This is a genomic window from Spirosoma oryzae, from assembly GCF_003002825.1.
Lineage (GTDB): Bacteria > Bacteroidota > Bacteroidia > Cytophagales > Spirosomataceae > Spirosoma > Spirosoma oryzae.
This window is the reverse complement of the sequence record NZ_PVTE01000042.1, coordinates 18,590-33,848: the sequence shown is the minus strand read 5'-3', so window position 1 is coordinate 33,848 and position 15,259 is coordinate 18,590. Positions and strand designations below refer to the sequence as shown.

Annotated in this window: 11 protein-coding genes; 9 read left to right on the top strand and 2 right to left on the bottom strand. The window is 46.1% G+C overall.

The window, feature by feature from the left end:
• Positions 1-327: 327 nt before the first annotated feature.
• A complete protein-coding gene (locus tag CLV58_RS26460) occupies positions 328-1,959 on the bottom strand; it encodes a glycosyl hydrolase family 28-related protein (RefSeq protein WP_106140855.1) in 1,632 nt (543 codons plus the stop codon).
• 147 nt (positions 1,960-2,106) lie between these two features.
• On the opposite strand from CLV58_RS26460, the gene CLV58_RS26455 reads away from it, so the two are divergent.
• The 9 genes from CLV58_RS26455 to CLV58_RS26415 all read left to right on the top strand — a co-directional run bounded on the left by CLV58_RS26455 (position 2,107) and on the right by CLV58_RS26415 (position 14,470).
• Entirely contained in the window at positions 2,107-3,855 is a 1,749-nt protein-coding gene (locus tag CLV58_RS26455) for a hypothetical protein (RefSeq protein WP_146141556.1), read from the top strand.
• 133 nt (positions 3,856-3,988) lie between these two features.
• Positions 3,989-5,239 carry a TMF family protein gene (locus CLV58_RS26450; RefSeq protein ID WP_146141555.1) on the top strand — a complete coding sequence of 417 codons (1,251 nt, stop codon included), beginning with the start codon at positions 3,989-3,991 and terminating at the stop codon, positions 5,237-5,239.
• Positions 5,240-5,326: 87 nt separating this feature from the next.
• The gene (locus tag CLV58_RS26445; protein WP_245882475.1) at positions 5,327-7,015 is read left to right on the top strand and encodes a beta strand repeat-containing protein; all 1,689 of its coding nucleotides are present in this window, start codon (positions 5,327-5,329) and stop codon (positions 7,013-7,015) included.
• A gap of 1 nt (position 7,016) precedes the next feature.
• Positions 7,017-7,550 carry a T9SS type A sorting domain-containing protein gene (locus tag CLV58_RS26440; RefSeq protein WP_106140851.1) on the top strand — a complete coding sequence of 178 codons (534 nt, stop codon included), beginning with the start codon at positions 7,017-7,019 and terminating at the stop codon, positions 7,548-7,550.
• 261 nt (positions 7,551-7,811) lie between these two features.
• The gene (locus CLV58_RS26435) at positions 7,812-9,191 is read left to right on the top strand and encodes a sugar transferase (protein WP_106140850.1); all 1,380 of its coding nucleotides are present in this window, start codon (positions 7,812-7,814) and stop codon (positions 9,189-9,191) included.
• 33 nt (positions 9,192-9,224) lie between these two features.
• Entirely contained in the window at positions 9,225-10,751 is a 1,527-nt protein-coding gene (locus CLV58_RS26430) for a capsule assembly Wzi family protein (RefSeq protein WP_106140857.1), read from the top strand.
• 109 nt (positions 10,752-10,860) lie between these two features.
• Positions 10,861-12,111 carry a serine hydrolase domain-containing protein gene (locus CLV58_RS26425; protein WP_106140849.1) on the top strand — a complete coding sequence of 417 codons (1,251 nt, stop codon included), beginning with the start codon at positions 10,861-10,863 and terminating at the stop codon, positions 12,109-12,111.
• Between the two features lie 62 nt (positions 12,112-12,173).
• Positions 12,174-13,085 (top strand): alpha/beta hydrolase, encoded by a 912-nt coding sequence (locus CLV58_RS26420; RefSeq protein WP_106140848.1) that lies wholly within the window; start codon positions 12,174-12,176, stop codon positions 13,083-13,085.
• Between the two features lie 212 nt (positions 13,086-13,297).
• Positions 13,298-14,470, top strand: a complete 1,173-nt coding sequence (locus CLV58_RS26415; RefSeq protein ID WP_106140847.1) for a PepSY-associated TM helix domain-containing protein — start codon at positions 13,298-13,300, stop codon at positions 14,468-14,470.
• Positions 14,471-14,743: 273 nt separating this feature from the next.
• On the opposite strand, the gene CLV58_RS26410 is transcribed toward CLV58_RS26415, so the two are convergent.
• Positions 14,744-15,196: a DUF1573 domain-containing protein gene (locus CLV58_RS26410; protein ID WP_106140846.1), complete on the bottom strand. Its 453-nt coding sequence runs from the start codon at positions 15,194-15,196 to the stop codon at positions 14,744-14,746.
• Between the last annotated feature and the right edge of the window lie 63 nt (positions 15,197-15,259).

The window sequence follows — 15,259 nt, the reverse complement described above, 5'->3', positions numbered from 1 at the left end:
GCTCTTTTTCATAAGCGATTGTTTGGTTATTTAATTACCGAAAAATCGCCCGAACTCTCTACTTTAGGCTGGTCCAGTTTTGTGGGTGGAGGTCAACTGAAATCTTCGAGTATATTGAAATGTATTACAATCGGGTGTACAGGTACTCCTCGCTGGGCTACAAAAGCCCTGAATAATTTGAGCAGGAATGTTAAACAAAACTTGCAAATTCAGTGTATCGCTAAATCGGACCACCTCAGATGATTGTTCATTTACTTACCAAAAGTTATCAACCATCAATGATTCACTTGTGCTTCACTAGCGGTCCTTTTTTACATTGAATGTATGTTAATTTAAGGGAATTGGGTCATTAACGAAAAAATCACTCTGTATCTCAGCGAAACCATCGTAATAGACCGGTTCTCCACTGCCACTTCCCGTGATACGGGGTGTTACAGTTACTGAGCCGATTCCATTAGAAAAATTTAGATTGACAACAACTCCTACAATATCAGCATAAGACGGGTTTGTTGCGTCTTTGTCCAGTGTAATGACCGTTACTGATGGTATGTCAAGTGCACCGCTATTAGACTGATTCACTGTGATTTGAGCTTGAAAGCTTAAGGTACAGTTCGCTCCAGAACCGTAACCACCTGTTCTTATAACGCCGTCCAGCCAGATTCGATAGTATCCTCCGCTATTACTCGTTGATGTAAGTTGGTTTGATTGTCTAAATTGGAAAACTGTTGTAGTGGTGACTGATCCTAGATTCCCAGCTTGAATTACATTGTTTGTCAATTGTCTGATTCGTCCGCTCTTTTTCTCAAATGGTGTGTCGGTTTGAAAAAGTACGTTGGTTGACTTTTTTAACAAATTTGCGGTAATTACATATGGATTACCGAACCCGTAACAAGTTATTGTACTATTCCGTAGAGAGCCTGACGCTTGTTGAGCTCCTCCATTATCCGGAGTATAATACACGACGTAGCGATTGTTGCGTTCACCACTATTTGGTACAGATATGTTCATATCAACCCCACTAATGTTGCAACCAGTGAAATCGAATAATTCTGTGGTGGGTGTCAAAGAGTTTGCAGATACAATGTCAAATCGCGCACCTTGTAAACCTGTATTTAGTATTCGTACCATTCGCGAATAGGATTCAACAGTAGCGTGTATGCGTAAATTTGTTGTATACTGACTACACAGTATAGCTGTTTCATTAGAACCACTATTAGCAGATGCACGAGATATATAACCTTGGAATGTAAGACTGTTTGTACCGTTGAGCACTAGTCCAGGCTGACGCTTTTCGTATGTTTGAATTGATGTCCCTAGTATACTTGTGACACCCATAGATCCTAGTCCAGCAGCAATAGCTTGGTAATTACTAGTGGCAGTGAAGTTGATCCCGGTACTGGCCAGTGATGAATTATTACTCATTATAATCGGAGTATTAGCTCGAATTAGGCACTCATGGATGTAAAATTCTTCAGAACGGACATTCAGTATACCAATTGTTCCAAATCCACCATTGGTAGTCGCATAATCCTCCATGTTGAATGTACAGTTTCGTATACCATTATTCAATCCTCCACCACTGGTAAGAGCGAACTGTACACCGATCGTTGAACGAATATTGCCCGAATTGGTTACAGACAGAAATTCGAAATTTTCACAACCAGAGTTATTTGATCCGCTAAAATCGAAAATTGCTCCGCTGGTCTGCCCAAAGATTACGGTACTTAGCCATCTCCCCCCATCTCCTGCTAACCATACACCACTTGTATTTGTAATGTTGATCGGCGAAGTGATGCGATAATAGCCTGCTGGAAAATAGACAGTAGGCCTGTATGCTGAACCGCCAGTACCAGGTGTTACAATAGTTTGTGCGTAATTTACAGCACTTTGAATTGCGGCAGTGTCGTCAGCGGAACCATTACCTTGCGCTCCGAACTGAGCATCCTTGACATTAATCATAAAAGAGAAACAATGCTTGGTCTACTAATCAGAAATATTCTTGTCGAAGAAAGGAGAAGAAAAACAGTTTTCCTAAGCCCTATCAACAAAGTTTGTAAAGTTAGTTTGACGAGTATAGCGATAGGAATACTCACGAGCGGATCCCTAATGGGTCAGTTAGTAAACTACAGTGGTGATTTACCTGCAACAGATGCATTAGGTCGTAGATTGCCGGTGAGCGGTGGCCAAAAAAAAGGCCGTTATGTAGGTTTATTCTACTGGCCATGGCACTACCAATATAAGATAGCAAAAAGCAAACCAATTAATTTGTCTAAGTTCCTACAGGATAACGCCAAATTATTGAGTGATGCTAATGCACGGTCTAGCTACGATAACTCGTTATGGCCAACAGATGGCACATATTTTTGGAGTGAACCTTTATTTGGATTTTATATTAACACAGATAAATGGGTATTACGTAAGCATGCTGAGATGCTAGCTGATGCAGGGGTCGATGTTATTTTTTTCGACTGTACTAACGGGCAGGAGGTGTGGAAGCCAGCTTATACTGCACTATGCGAAGTATTTATTCAAGCTCGAAAAGATGGTATTAACGCTCCTAAGATAGCTTTTATGACGGCATTGACTCCCTCAGATGATGGTCAGAATGCAATCAATAAGCTATACGCTTATTTGTATGAGCCCGGTTTGTACAAAGAGTTATGGTTCTACTGGAAGGGTAAGCCACTGCTTCTGGGTTACCCTGATCTAATGACTGAAATACCCAGTGACCCAGCCGGGACCCAAAGTCAGATGGATGTAAAAAACTTTTTTACTTTCCGACCGGTACAACCAAGCTATAACGCAGGTGCATCCCGTCCGGACCAATGGGGGTGGCTCCAGATATATCCCCAACATAAGTTTGTTAAGAGAGCTGCAGGCGGCTTTGAAGAGATACCAGTAGGAGTTGCTCAGAATTGGTCGAAGGAGCGAGGACTGACAGCTATGAATGCACCAAACGTATTTGGCCGTAGCTATACCAGTAATAAAGGAGCATCGAAACAGGTTAAAGCTTCCTTTTATGGGCTAAATTTTCAAGAGCAATGGGAATGGGCTTTAAGGCAAAACGTTGAGTTAATTTTCATAACGGGCTGGAATGAGTGGGTAGTTAACAGGCATAGAGAGTGGGGAAAGGAGGCAAATGCCTTTCCAGATGCGTATAATGTAGAGTATAGCCGTGATATTGAGCCCATGAGAGGCGGACACGGAGATAATTATTATTACCAAATGGTAGCCAATATTCGACGATTTAAAGGTATACCACCAGTTAGAAGTGTATCACGAAGGCAAACTGTTAGAGTAGACGGGGCTATAAGTGACTGGGCAACAGTCCTGCCTGAGTATAGATCACACAAGGGGAGCACATTACATCGTGACTCCCCGGGGTTTGGGCCCTACCGTTACATAAATAAGTCTGGTAGAAACGATATTATAAATGCTAAAGTCGCGCGCGATGAAAAATATGTATATTTCTTAGTGAAAACAGCTAATAAGCTTTCTCCGCACACAGATGACGATTGGATGACTTTGTACTTGGATGTAGATAAAAATAAAGCCACTGGTTGGGAGGGCTATGATATTGTTGTAAACCGTAAACGTACTGGAAAGACAGCGCTCATAGAGAAAAGCGGTAAGGGAAAACTGTGGACAAAGGTTACCTTTGTAGACTATGCTTACGGGGATAATCATCTGGAGTTGAGGATACCTCGTACTCTGCTCGAAAATAGGTCAAGATTACTAGATTTCGAGTTCAAATGGGCAGATAACTGTGTTAAAAGCGGCAGTGTAATGGATTTCTGGGTAAATGGTGATGCCGCCCCCGCTGGCCGATTTAACTATCATTACAGTGCCAAGTAGTAGTATAGGATGATTGGCATTGAGGTTGTTGACAAAGGATATTTGTATTAAAGGGGTATATTTAATGACCATGCAGTATATTGACTTCAAATTGATCTAGGCGAGCCACGAACGACTTTTCATATACAAACTCATGTGTAAACAACTACAGAAGACGGCATTTTTCATAAGTATATTCTTTTTGATTCAATACCAGGTCTGTCTCTCTCAGAACAACGTTTCTATGACAAACCAGAACGTCTTACTGGGCCCACAAACTGGCTTACAGAATACAGGTTCCAGCAACGTATTTATTGGATATCAATCTGGAAAAACGAATACTTCGGCCGGTTCCAACACCTTCATCGGTTACCAAAGCGGTGCCGCGAACCAGACCGGTACGGCTAACTTCATGGGTGGGGCACAAGCTGGTATTAACAACACAAGTGGGGGTTATAATGTCTTCATCGGCCCCCAAGCCGGTGCTAACAATACCACCGGCAGCTACAACATGTTCATGGGTAACGTGGCCGGAGGGCTAAATAAAAACGGGAGCTATAATATGGCCATCGGTGACGGGGCCGGTTTCAACAACAATGCCAACCAGAACACATACATCGGTACCCGCGCCGGCTTCAACGTTCAGACAGGCGACAACAACGTATTTATCGGCTTTGGGGCCAATACCGGGGGAGGTAACGCGGGGGCGCTGACAAATGCGATCGCTATCGGAGCCAATGCCATTGTGACGGCTAGCAACGCTCTGGTGCTTGGCAGCGGTGTCAACGTGGGCATCGGTACCTCAGCCCCCAATAATAAGCTGGAAATCGTCAGTGCGGCTAGCAACACCTCAGGCCTACGACTGGCCAACCTTAAGTCCAGCAGCCCGGTGACGGTAGCCACGGCAAAATATTTGACAGTTGATGCCAATGGTGACGTAGTGCTGGGTAGTGCGAGCGGTTCTGGTCGTACTGCAGTTGAGGAAGTAAACTGGACAGTGGAGGGCGATCATTTGAAGAACACCAATGCTGGCGGGGTTGTCATCGGGCCAGGTGTACAGAACACACCGGCCGGCTACCGACTATATGTGTCAGATGGCATTTTGACTGAAAAAGTGAAAGTAGCCGTCAAAAGTACTGATGACTGGTCAGACCGGGTGTTTGAGGATTCGTACCGGTTGCGGACGCTGGGTCAGGTTGAGCGATTTATCAGCAAAAACAAACATCTGCCGGGTATTCCCTCGGCCCAAGAAGTAGTCGAGAAGGGAGTTGACGTTGGTCAAATGCAAGCTAAACTGTTGGAGAAGGTGGAGGAATTGACTCTTTATACTATAAGACAGCAAAAGGAAATCGAGCATTTAAAACAAATGATTAGAGACATTAATGGGAAAAGGAAATCGAGATAAATTTAATTTTGAGGTGAATGAGAGTAAAGGTCGCTAGGCATCATATTTGTCACTTCAATCCGTAAACTATAGATAGTCACAACAACGATGAAGACAGAATTACTAAAAGTAACTTTACTTTTTTCGATAATAGGGAGTGCTGCAATGGCGCAGACCAATTACATTTCAACGTCTCCCGCTTCGTCTGTACCGGGGTCGGATAACACACTAGTAGGAGTTGGAGCCGGAAATTTAAACATGAGTGGCGCCAGTAATCTTTTTATAGGGAAAAGTGCTGGAGTTCAAAACATGGCAGGTACGCAGAACGTATTTTTGGGCGCTTCTGCCGGTAATCAGAATTCGTCTGGTCAGAACAACGCGTTCATTGGCTATGGATCTGGGCTAAATAATGTAACAGGCAATAACAACACGTTTGTTGGCTCTAACGCAGGCTACTCTAATAATGCAGGCTACAACAATGTGTTTACAGGTTACAAAGCCGGCTATTTTAACACACAAGGGAATTTTAACTCTTTTTTTGGTAGTGGAGCTGGCTACGTTAACTCAACGGGAAGTAATAACACTTTCATCGGAGCTGACGCAGGCAGTGGTAACACTACTGGTACAGGTAATACATATGTCGGCTCATTAGCAGGAACCACTGGAAGTAATGCTACCCAAAATACATTTTTAGGGGCAAACACAGGCACTAGCAACGTGGGAGCAAGTAACACCTTCATCGGTTACCAAAGCGGTGCCGCGAACCAGACCGGTACGGCTAACTTCATGGGTGGGGCACAAGCTGGTATTAACAACACAAGTGGGGGTTATAATGTCTTCATCGGCCCCCAAGCCGGTGCTAACAATACCACCGGCAGCTACAACATGTTCATGGGTAACGTGGCCGGAGGGCTAAATAAAAACGGGAGCTATAATATGGCCATCGGTGACGGGGCCGGTTTCAACAACAATGCCAACCAGAACACATACATCGGTACTCATGCCGGCTTCAACGTTCAGACAGGCGACAACAACGTATTTATCGGCTTTGGGGCCAATACCGGGGGAGGTAACGCGGGGGCGCTGACAAATGCGATCGCTATCGGAGCCAATGCCATTGTGACGGCTAGCAACGCTCTGGTGCTTGGCAGCGGTGTCAACGTGGGCATCGGTACCTCAGCCCCCAATAATAAGCTGGAAATCGTCAGTGCGGCTAGCAACACCTCAGGCCTACGACTGGCCAACCTTAAGTCCAGCAGCCCGGTGACGGTAGCCACGGCAAAATATTTGACAGTTGATGCCAATGGTGACGTAGTGCTGGGTAGTGCGAGCGGTTCTGGTCGTACTGCAGTTGAGGAAGTAAACTGGACAGTGGAGGGCGATCATTTGAAGAACACCAATGCTGGCGGGGTTGTCATCGGGCCAGGTGTACAGAACACACCGGCCGGCTACCGACTATATGTGTCAGATGGCATTTTGACTGAAAAAGTGAAAGTAGCCGTCAAAAGTACTGATGACTGGTCAGACCGGGTGTTTGAGGATTCGTACCGGTTGCGGACGCTGGGTCAGGTTGAGCGATTTATCAGCAAAAACAAACATCTGCCGGGTATTCCCTCGGCCCAAGAAGTAGTCGAGAAGGGAGTTGACGTTGGTCAAATGCAAGCTAAACTGTTGGAGAAGGTGGAGGAATTGACGCTCTACGTGATTGATCTCAAGAAAGAAAACAAGAAATTAAAAAGAAGAAGTAATGAGTTGGAACATCGTATAAATAAAGTGCAAGCTGCTAAACGTAAATAAAATGCGCGCATTATTTACCATCATAGGGTGTTACTTGACCCTAACGGCTTATTCTCAAACGGCAAACCAACATGTTCGTATTCGGCTTGACTACGAAAAATATGGTCAATATCTACAGGAAGCGACTGAAACTGTTGAAGCTGTTAATAAGGTCGGAAAATCGGTTGGTGTAGAGTATAGAGCCGGCAAAACAGTAGTTTTGCTGCCTGGTTTCGAAGCGAAGACGGGTAGTGTGTTTGTTGCTAACGTGCGTTCGGTTTCCGCCAACGTTGAGAAGGGACTAGAGTTGACTGCATTCCCCAACCCCTTTGAACAAATAACGACGATAAGTTACTACCTGCCAGCAAATGGAAAGGTAAACTTATGGATAGCAGATTCACAAGGTAAACTTATTCACCGCCTTGTCGACGACCAGGAGCAAACTGCGGGTAAACATGAAGTTAAGTGGGACGCAGGTGCTATGACAAGCGGAGTCTATTTATCCGTTGTTGAGAGCAATCAAAAACGAATCAATAGTCGAATTGTAAAGAAATAGGGATTGTAAAACAGCATGAGCCCGGCCAAACTAGTCGGGCTCATGCTGTTTGTTACATGTGTGAAGCGTGGAGAATTACATCTAGCATCATAGCTGACTACTAATTCTCTTGCATGGTGATAAAAATATAATCGAGTCTTTACGGCACTTTATTGTATTTTGCAATGCGTAATAATAAATTTATATAACTATTTCTATATTTTATTTGTTTCCGTATGCGATTATTTGAGACAAGGAAGGTAGTGTTGACTTATACGAACTATGCGACATAGATATTCCATATTGTTCTTCCCGCTGCATATCATTGTTGACTTCCTAAGTCTAAACGTCGGCTTTGTAGGCGCTTATTGGATAAAGTTTGCTGATATCCAATCTGTTACCCACTTTCCATATGAATCTTTATGGATTGCATTCAACCTTGTCTGGTTAGTAGAGATTATTGTTTTTAAACCCTATATATACCCTCGGCAGCTTTTCAAGCTAGACCATTTGTTAAGGAAACTGGCATTACTTGTCGGGGTTCACATGGCCGTCATCGCTATTTTTTGGGTAGCAGTTAAAGGATTTTATTACTCACGGGAGCACTTGCTTATCGCGTATGTACTATTCGTTGGTCTAGCTGCGCTCTTTCGGCTGAGTAGCTTGCTTTTTTTGAGGGAGTATCGTACACGGGGATACAACAATCGGCGGTATGCTATAGTAGGTTATGGGAAATTAGCTACTACAATTCGCAGCTTCTATGACGCACACCCGGAGATGGGCTTTCACTTCTGCGGTTATTTCGATGATCATACTGACGAAAATCAGTCTTTGTTAACAGGGTCATACGCCGAATTACAGTACCACATTAAGCAAAACGAGATTGACTGTGTATACTGTTGTATGCCTTACGTTAACAACGATCAGTTGCGTGTAATTGTGGAGTCTGCGGAGTCAGCTAACTATCAGGTTAAGCTACTAATTGACTTCAGGGGCTTTTTGGCAAAGGGAACGTCAGTAGAATACCACGACTTTCTTCCCGTACTCAATGTATCCTCACAGATGCTGCTTGATTTCCGGGTCAACGTATTGAAGCGTGCATTTGATATGGCTTTTTCAACGGTAGCACTTGGTTGTGGCGCTCCCCTGCTACTACTGATGGCCGCAATCACAAAGACTACCTCGAAAGGACCTATCTTGTACGCACAGGAACGAATCGGTCGGGATGGTAAGCCATTTACTATTTATAAGTTCCGCAGCATGTATACGGACGCCGAAATAGCGGGTCCGCTGTTGTCTGCGGGGGCAAAAGATAACCGAATCACGCCTTGGGGGCGCTTCATGCGACAGACACGCTTGGATGAACTACCGCAGTTCTATAACGTACTGAAAGGAGATATGTCTGTGGTAGGTCCCCGGCCCGAACGGCAATTTTTTATCGATCAAATCGTTGAGATAGCACCGGAATACAAAAATCTTTTGAAGGTGAAACCAGGTATAACGTCAATAGGGCAGGTTGAGTTTGGTTACGCAGCCAGCATTGACGAAATGGTAGAACGACTTCGCTACGATTTATTATACCCTGAGCGCCGATCATTCATCTACGATATGTGGATCATCATGCTGACGGTTCGTGTGATGGTTCAGGGGCGTGGCAAGTAGTTGGTTTTGTATACATGGCTTGCCTTCCTTTCTATGCCGTTTTCGCGTCAAATTATTCTTTTTGTATTGGGATTTTGGTGTAATCCCTTTCTAACACACGGACAGTCAGCTAAGCGCATCACAAGCTATGTGGCAGAAACGGGTGTACTTGGATCATCAGCACAAACGCCTTTTTGGTTACGGGCAAACAAATACGGAGTTGTCCCGCTACAGTCACCTTTAGGTTGGGTAAACGCTGGCTTATGGTCTGACTACCGAGCTGCTGATAGCACTGGCTACCGACGGAGAGTCGATTGGGGTTACGCGATCAATGCTGTGGCTAACGTCGGTAGTACGAACCAAATCCTGTTACCCGAAGCGTATGTAAAAGGCCGAATTGGTTCTCTCGAATTATATGTCGGTCGCCGACGAGAAGTAGTTGGGCTCGTTGACACATTACTGACGACTGGCGCGTATGCGTGGTCGGGTAATGCGTTGCCCATTCCAAAAATTCAATTGTCCTTACCAACGTACACAGCCATTCCGTTCACAAAGGGCGTGCTGTCTGTCCTCGCTGGATATTCTCACGGCTGGTTTGAAAACAGCGATCGGTTGATCAAAGGATCATACCTTCATCAGACTCAGGTCTACGGTCGAATAGGAAAGCCATCATGGCGCTTCAGATTATACGCTGGTTTTAACCATCAGGTTATATGGGCTGGTAAAGCTGCACCAGGAGTTTTGTCGCCATTAGTGGCGGTCGATGGTAAGTTGCCATCTTCACTTAAATATTACCCAGCTGTAGTTATTGGTGAGCGAGGATTGTTTGATGCAAACGACCCAAACGTAACTTCTTTCGAAGATAACCGTGTAGGTAATCACCTCGGTTCGGTCGATTTTGCCGCAGATATGTCTATCGCAGACTGGAATCTTTTCGTCTATCGACAGTTTCCTTATGATGATGGATCATTGTTTTACCTGACAAATATTCAAGATGGTTTGAATGGTATTCGATTGAAGAATACGAAGCAAGCTGTAGGGCAGGCGTTCTTTTTGCGCCAGCTTACTATGGAATATTTGTTTACAGGAAGTCAGGGCGGCCCCGAATTTGTGATTGATGATCCGAAGCGACGGGGAAGAGACGACTATTTCAACCACGCACAATTCGTCGATGGATGGACCTACTTTGGCCGCACCATCGGTACACCCTTTTTGACACCTGCTGCGGAAATACAACGCGGTAACTTTGGCATCGCCAACAACCGCGTTAGTGCTGCGCACCTCGGCTTGAGTGCTTTACTTTTCGGAACGGTAGACGTTATTGCGAAGGCGTCGTACAGTATTAACGCAGGTAGATACCCTGTTCCTTTTCTAAACAAACCCCGCCAATTTTCCGGGTTTATTTCGGCTGGTATACCCGTAAACGTATTTGGCGGTACTGTACTGAGTGCAGCACTAGCGGTCGATTCGGGTGAACTGTTACCAAATAGTGTTGGGGGATCGCTGAGTTTACGAAAATCCGGTTTTCTTGGTAAAAAGAAGCCTGACTATCAGCGCTCATCGCCATTTCGAATGCCGTAGAAGGGGAACGAGGTATACGGCAAAAAAAATGTTTGTCGATCGGACTAGATTAGAATACGGACTCCGTTCTATTTTTACGGTATCACGTAGCGAATTTTAGTGAGTAAGCATGAGGCAGACGCGTCGTTTGTGGAGTTGGGTACTGAGTTTAGTCGTCGCCGGGCTGGTCGGAGCCTGTGGATCGAGTACAGAAAAGCAGATCGCTAAGTCGGCCAAAGACTTGAAAAGCTGCGCCGATGAGCAGAAGTTGAGCCCGGAACAGCAGCAGGCAGTTCGCAAGCAAATCGATGCTGACCACAAGTCGACTGAGATTGAAGCCATCATCCGGCAGAAGGTACGCGAAGGCTTCAACGGAAATGTGCTTATCGCTCAGAAAGGTATCGTTCTCTATAAGAATTGCTTTGGGCTGGGGCACTTCGAACGGGGGGAACGGGATACGCTGGTTGAGGACTCAAAATTTCAACTCGCGTCGCTCTCGAAAACGTTTACGGCGGTCGGTACACTCAAGCTGATCGAGATGGGGAAGCTCAGTCTCGACGATTCCATTCAAAAGTTTTATCCTGATTTCCCCTATCATGGAATCTCTGTCCGGGAGTTGCTCAGCCACCGAAGTGGGTTGCCAAACTACGCTTACGCGTTTGACGATAGTATGAAAGTCAATTTCTACAAGCGGGAAAAGCCATACCCGACGAATGCGACGATCATGCATTGGTTCGCAACGGTGAAGCCTACGCCACAACGATATAATATTCCTGGTCGCGGATTTAGCTACAGCAACACGAATTACATGGTGCTGGCATCGATCATCGAAAAGGTGACGAAGCAGAGCTACGAATCGTATATCAACAAGACAATTCTGGAGCCCTTGGGAATGCGTGAAACATTTGTGGCTACCAGCCGAAATGAAGCATTCAACAAGCATAAAACGGCGGGATACCAGTGGAACCGTCGTATCCCGAAGGATTATTACGACGACGTTGTCGGCGACAAAGGTATCTACTCGACCATTGGGGATCTGTTCCGCTGGTACCGGGCGTTGAACGGTAATTGTATCTTACAAAAGAAAACAATGGCCGAAGCCTTTATTCCGCGCAGTTTCGAGCGGAAGGGGGCGAAGAACTACGGCTACGGATTCCGGATGATGCTTGATGCGAAGGATCAGCCCGAGTTTATCTATCACTCAGGTTGGTGGAAAGGGTATAACACGATGTTCTGGTTCAGCCCCAAAGACGAATACGTCATCATTATGTTGGGGAACAAATACAACAAGACGGTGTACCGTGTAAAAGAATTAATCGAAGCGTTGCACGGTAAAGAAGTAGCCCCGACAACAGGTCAGGACACCGAGGTTGAAATATGAGTAGAGTCGTTTGGCCGGGTCGCTTTTGGGGTCGTCTGTTCTTACTTTACTGGCTGTAACCCATGCGTACGCTTCTACTTACCTGCCTATTTTCCACTGTGCTGACAACCTTATATGCTCAGGAAGTGATTAATCTCTGGCCTGACGGACAGATCCCCAATGCAATTGCTGGCATACCAAACGAGGAAAAGGCCGACGCTGGTAGCGATGGCATTGCCCGTATAAGTAACGTATCGATTCCTACGTTGGCTGTCTATAAACCTGCCGGTAAAGCGACGGGCAGCGCCGTTATGGTATGCCCCGGTGGGGGATACAGTATCCTGGCATCGGGACACGAAGGGGAAGATATTGCGCGCTGGCTCAACGGCATGGGCGTGACTGCGTTCGTGTTGAAATACCGTCTGCCAAATGAAAAAAGCATGACGAATCAGCAGGAGGTCCCACTGATGGATGCCATGCAGGGTATGACGTTGATTCGGCAAAAAGCGGGTCAATACGGGGTAGATCCGAACCGAATTGGCGTGATGGGTTTCTCAGCCGGAGGGCACCTGGCGTCTACACTGGCAACGCATTACAACAAAGGGCCTAAAGCTAACGAACAGGCTAAACCCAATTTTGCCATTCTAATCTATCCGGTCATCACATTTGGGGCAAACACGCACAGTGGGTCTAAGAACAACCTGCTCGGTAAACTCAATACGTCCCCGGAAATGGTGTCGTATTACTCAAACGAGTTACAGGTGACCGATAAAACGCCCGCTACGTTTCTTGTCCACTCTGAAGATGATAAAGCGGTACCTGTGCAGAACAGTATCGACTTTTATCTGGCTTGTTTAAAAAACAACGTGCCTGTTGAAATGCACCTGTATCCGAAAGGGGGGCATGGTTTCGGGCTACGCACAGCGAAATATGGCTCTCTGAACACATGGCCTGATGCCTGTAAAGCGTGGCTGGCATCGTTGGGCATGTTATAAATCAAGTCAACTCTTCGAGGATAAGCGCCGATGGTCCGACTACTGAGTCGGACCATCGGCGCTTATAGGTAGTATCGGTTGGCACCATACATGACTTTTCCAGTCTTCTTATAGTATTATTTATAAGTAGTCTATATAAATTTGTATACTATTGCAGAGTGCAATACGAGAATAGTCATTGGTGATTAGATAGCCGTAGTTGATTAGCGTATATGACAGCGAAGAAAGTTATTGGTAAACTGCACTTGTGGCTAGGATTAGCGTCAGGCCTAATCGTATTCGTGGTTGCCTTGACCGGCTGCCTGTATGCCTTTCAGGCTGAAATCCAGGATGCTACTCAGCCGTATCGATTCGTACAGGCTGAAAACAGACCGACGTTGCCTCCGTCGAAACTGCGGGAAATCGCTGATACACAATTACCGGGCAAGCACGCACACAGCGTCAATTATGCCGAGCCGGGCCGATCAGTGGCTGTTATATATTACTCGTTAAGCGATACCTACTACTACGGAGTATACCTCAATCCATACACCGGCAAGGTGCTTAGCGTTATTAACTACAATAAAACGTTCTTTCGATGGGTGCTCAACGGACACTACTATCTGTGGCTACCACCCACGATCGGTCAGCCGATCGTAGCAACTGCGACGCTGGTATTTGTGCTGATGCTGGTATCGGGGTTGGTGTTGTGGTGGCCTAAAAACCGCAATGCGGCCAAACAACGGTTTTCGGTCAACTGGTCGGCGCGGTGGCGTCGGGTTAATTATGACCTGCACAATGTCTTCGGCTTTTACGTGCTGATTGTAGGCCTGGTGCTAGGGCTAACCGGATTGGTTTGGGGGTTCCAGTGGTTTGCCAAGACGGTCTACTGGTCAACATCGGGTGGAAAAGCGCTGGCGATGTATGCCGAACCACTATCTGATACGACACGGATGGGTATCCAGCGGAATCAACCGGCAACCGACTTGTTATGGCGTCGATTGGTGAAGCAGGAGCCTACGTTAAAAAGCGTGGAAGTTCATTTCCCGGAAACAAAAGCGGGCTCGATTCTGATTAGCACCAATACGTTGAACGACAATACGTCACGTACCGACTTCCGTTTTTATGACCAGCATACACTTGCTGAGCAGACGGTTACGCATCCATACGGACGTTATGACCGTGCCTCAACGGCCGATAAAATTGCCCGTCTGAACTATGACATCCACACCGGAGCCGTCTGGGGATTGCCGGGTAAGCTGTTAATGTTTTTCGCCAGTTTGATTTGCGCGAGCCTGCCGGTAACGGGAACAATTATCTGGTGGGGTCGCCGTTCGAAAGCCAAACCCGCTCGAAGCAAGGTATCAAAACGAAAGCCTGCCATCAAAGCCGTTGTGCAAGAGTAGCGCAGGCTGAACGAGAGACACACTTGTCCGAAACATTATCTTCGGTATTTCTATAGCTTGACACCAGTGTTTCATGCGTAAGAACGAGCCGGTGGTCTGATGCCATCAGCAGATTAGGGGAAGACGTCTCTGCCTATGCGATAGTTGATGTGGCTAGGCTGAGCAAAAATTGGCAAAGGGCTAGTACGATAGCGAGCGGATAAGGCATGAAAAAAAGGCATTCGGTACACTACCAAATGCCTTTCGTAATCACACTATTAACCCTTCAGCGTGTTAGCGTGAAGTCTTGGTGCCTTTTTTCTTCGATTTGTCTACTGGAGTAGCCGTGGGAGCGGCAGCAGCTGCTGCATCTTTTTGGGCAACTACTTCACCTTTCAGATACAGCGTCGTCTGTCCTGCTTCAGCATTACTCGTTACCGTCACCGATTTGGTGAACTGGCCCATCGTAGCTGCGTTGTACGTAGCCGAAACCGAACCTGTCTTGCCCGGCATTACGGGTTCCTTCGTCCAGCTTGGTTTGGTGCAACCACAGGAAGCGGCTGCATCGTTGATAACAACCGGATCGGTACCCGTATTCTTGAATTCGAATACGTAGGTTACGGGCTTGCCCTGCTCAACTTTGCCGAAGTCATGCGTTTCTTTGGCAAACTTCATGGTACCTTTCTGACCATAGCTAACTGCAACAAAGGCAAATAAAGCTACGAAAAGTGAAAAAATGGTTTTCATTATACTGAACAGAATTATAGTTTGGTTAATCGAACGTGCTACCTATTAAACGAAATAGTGCGC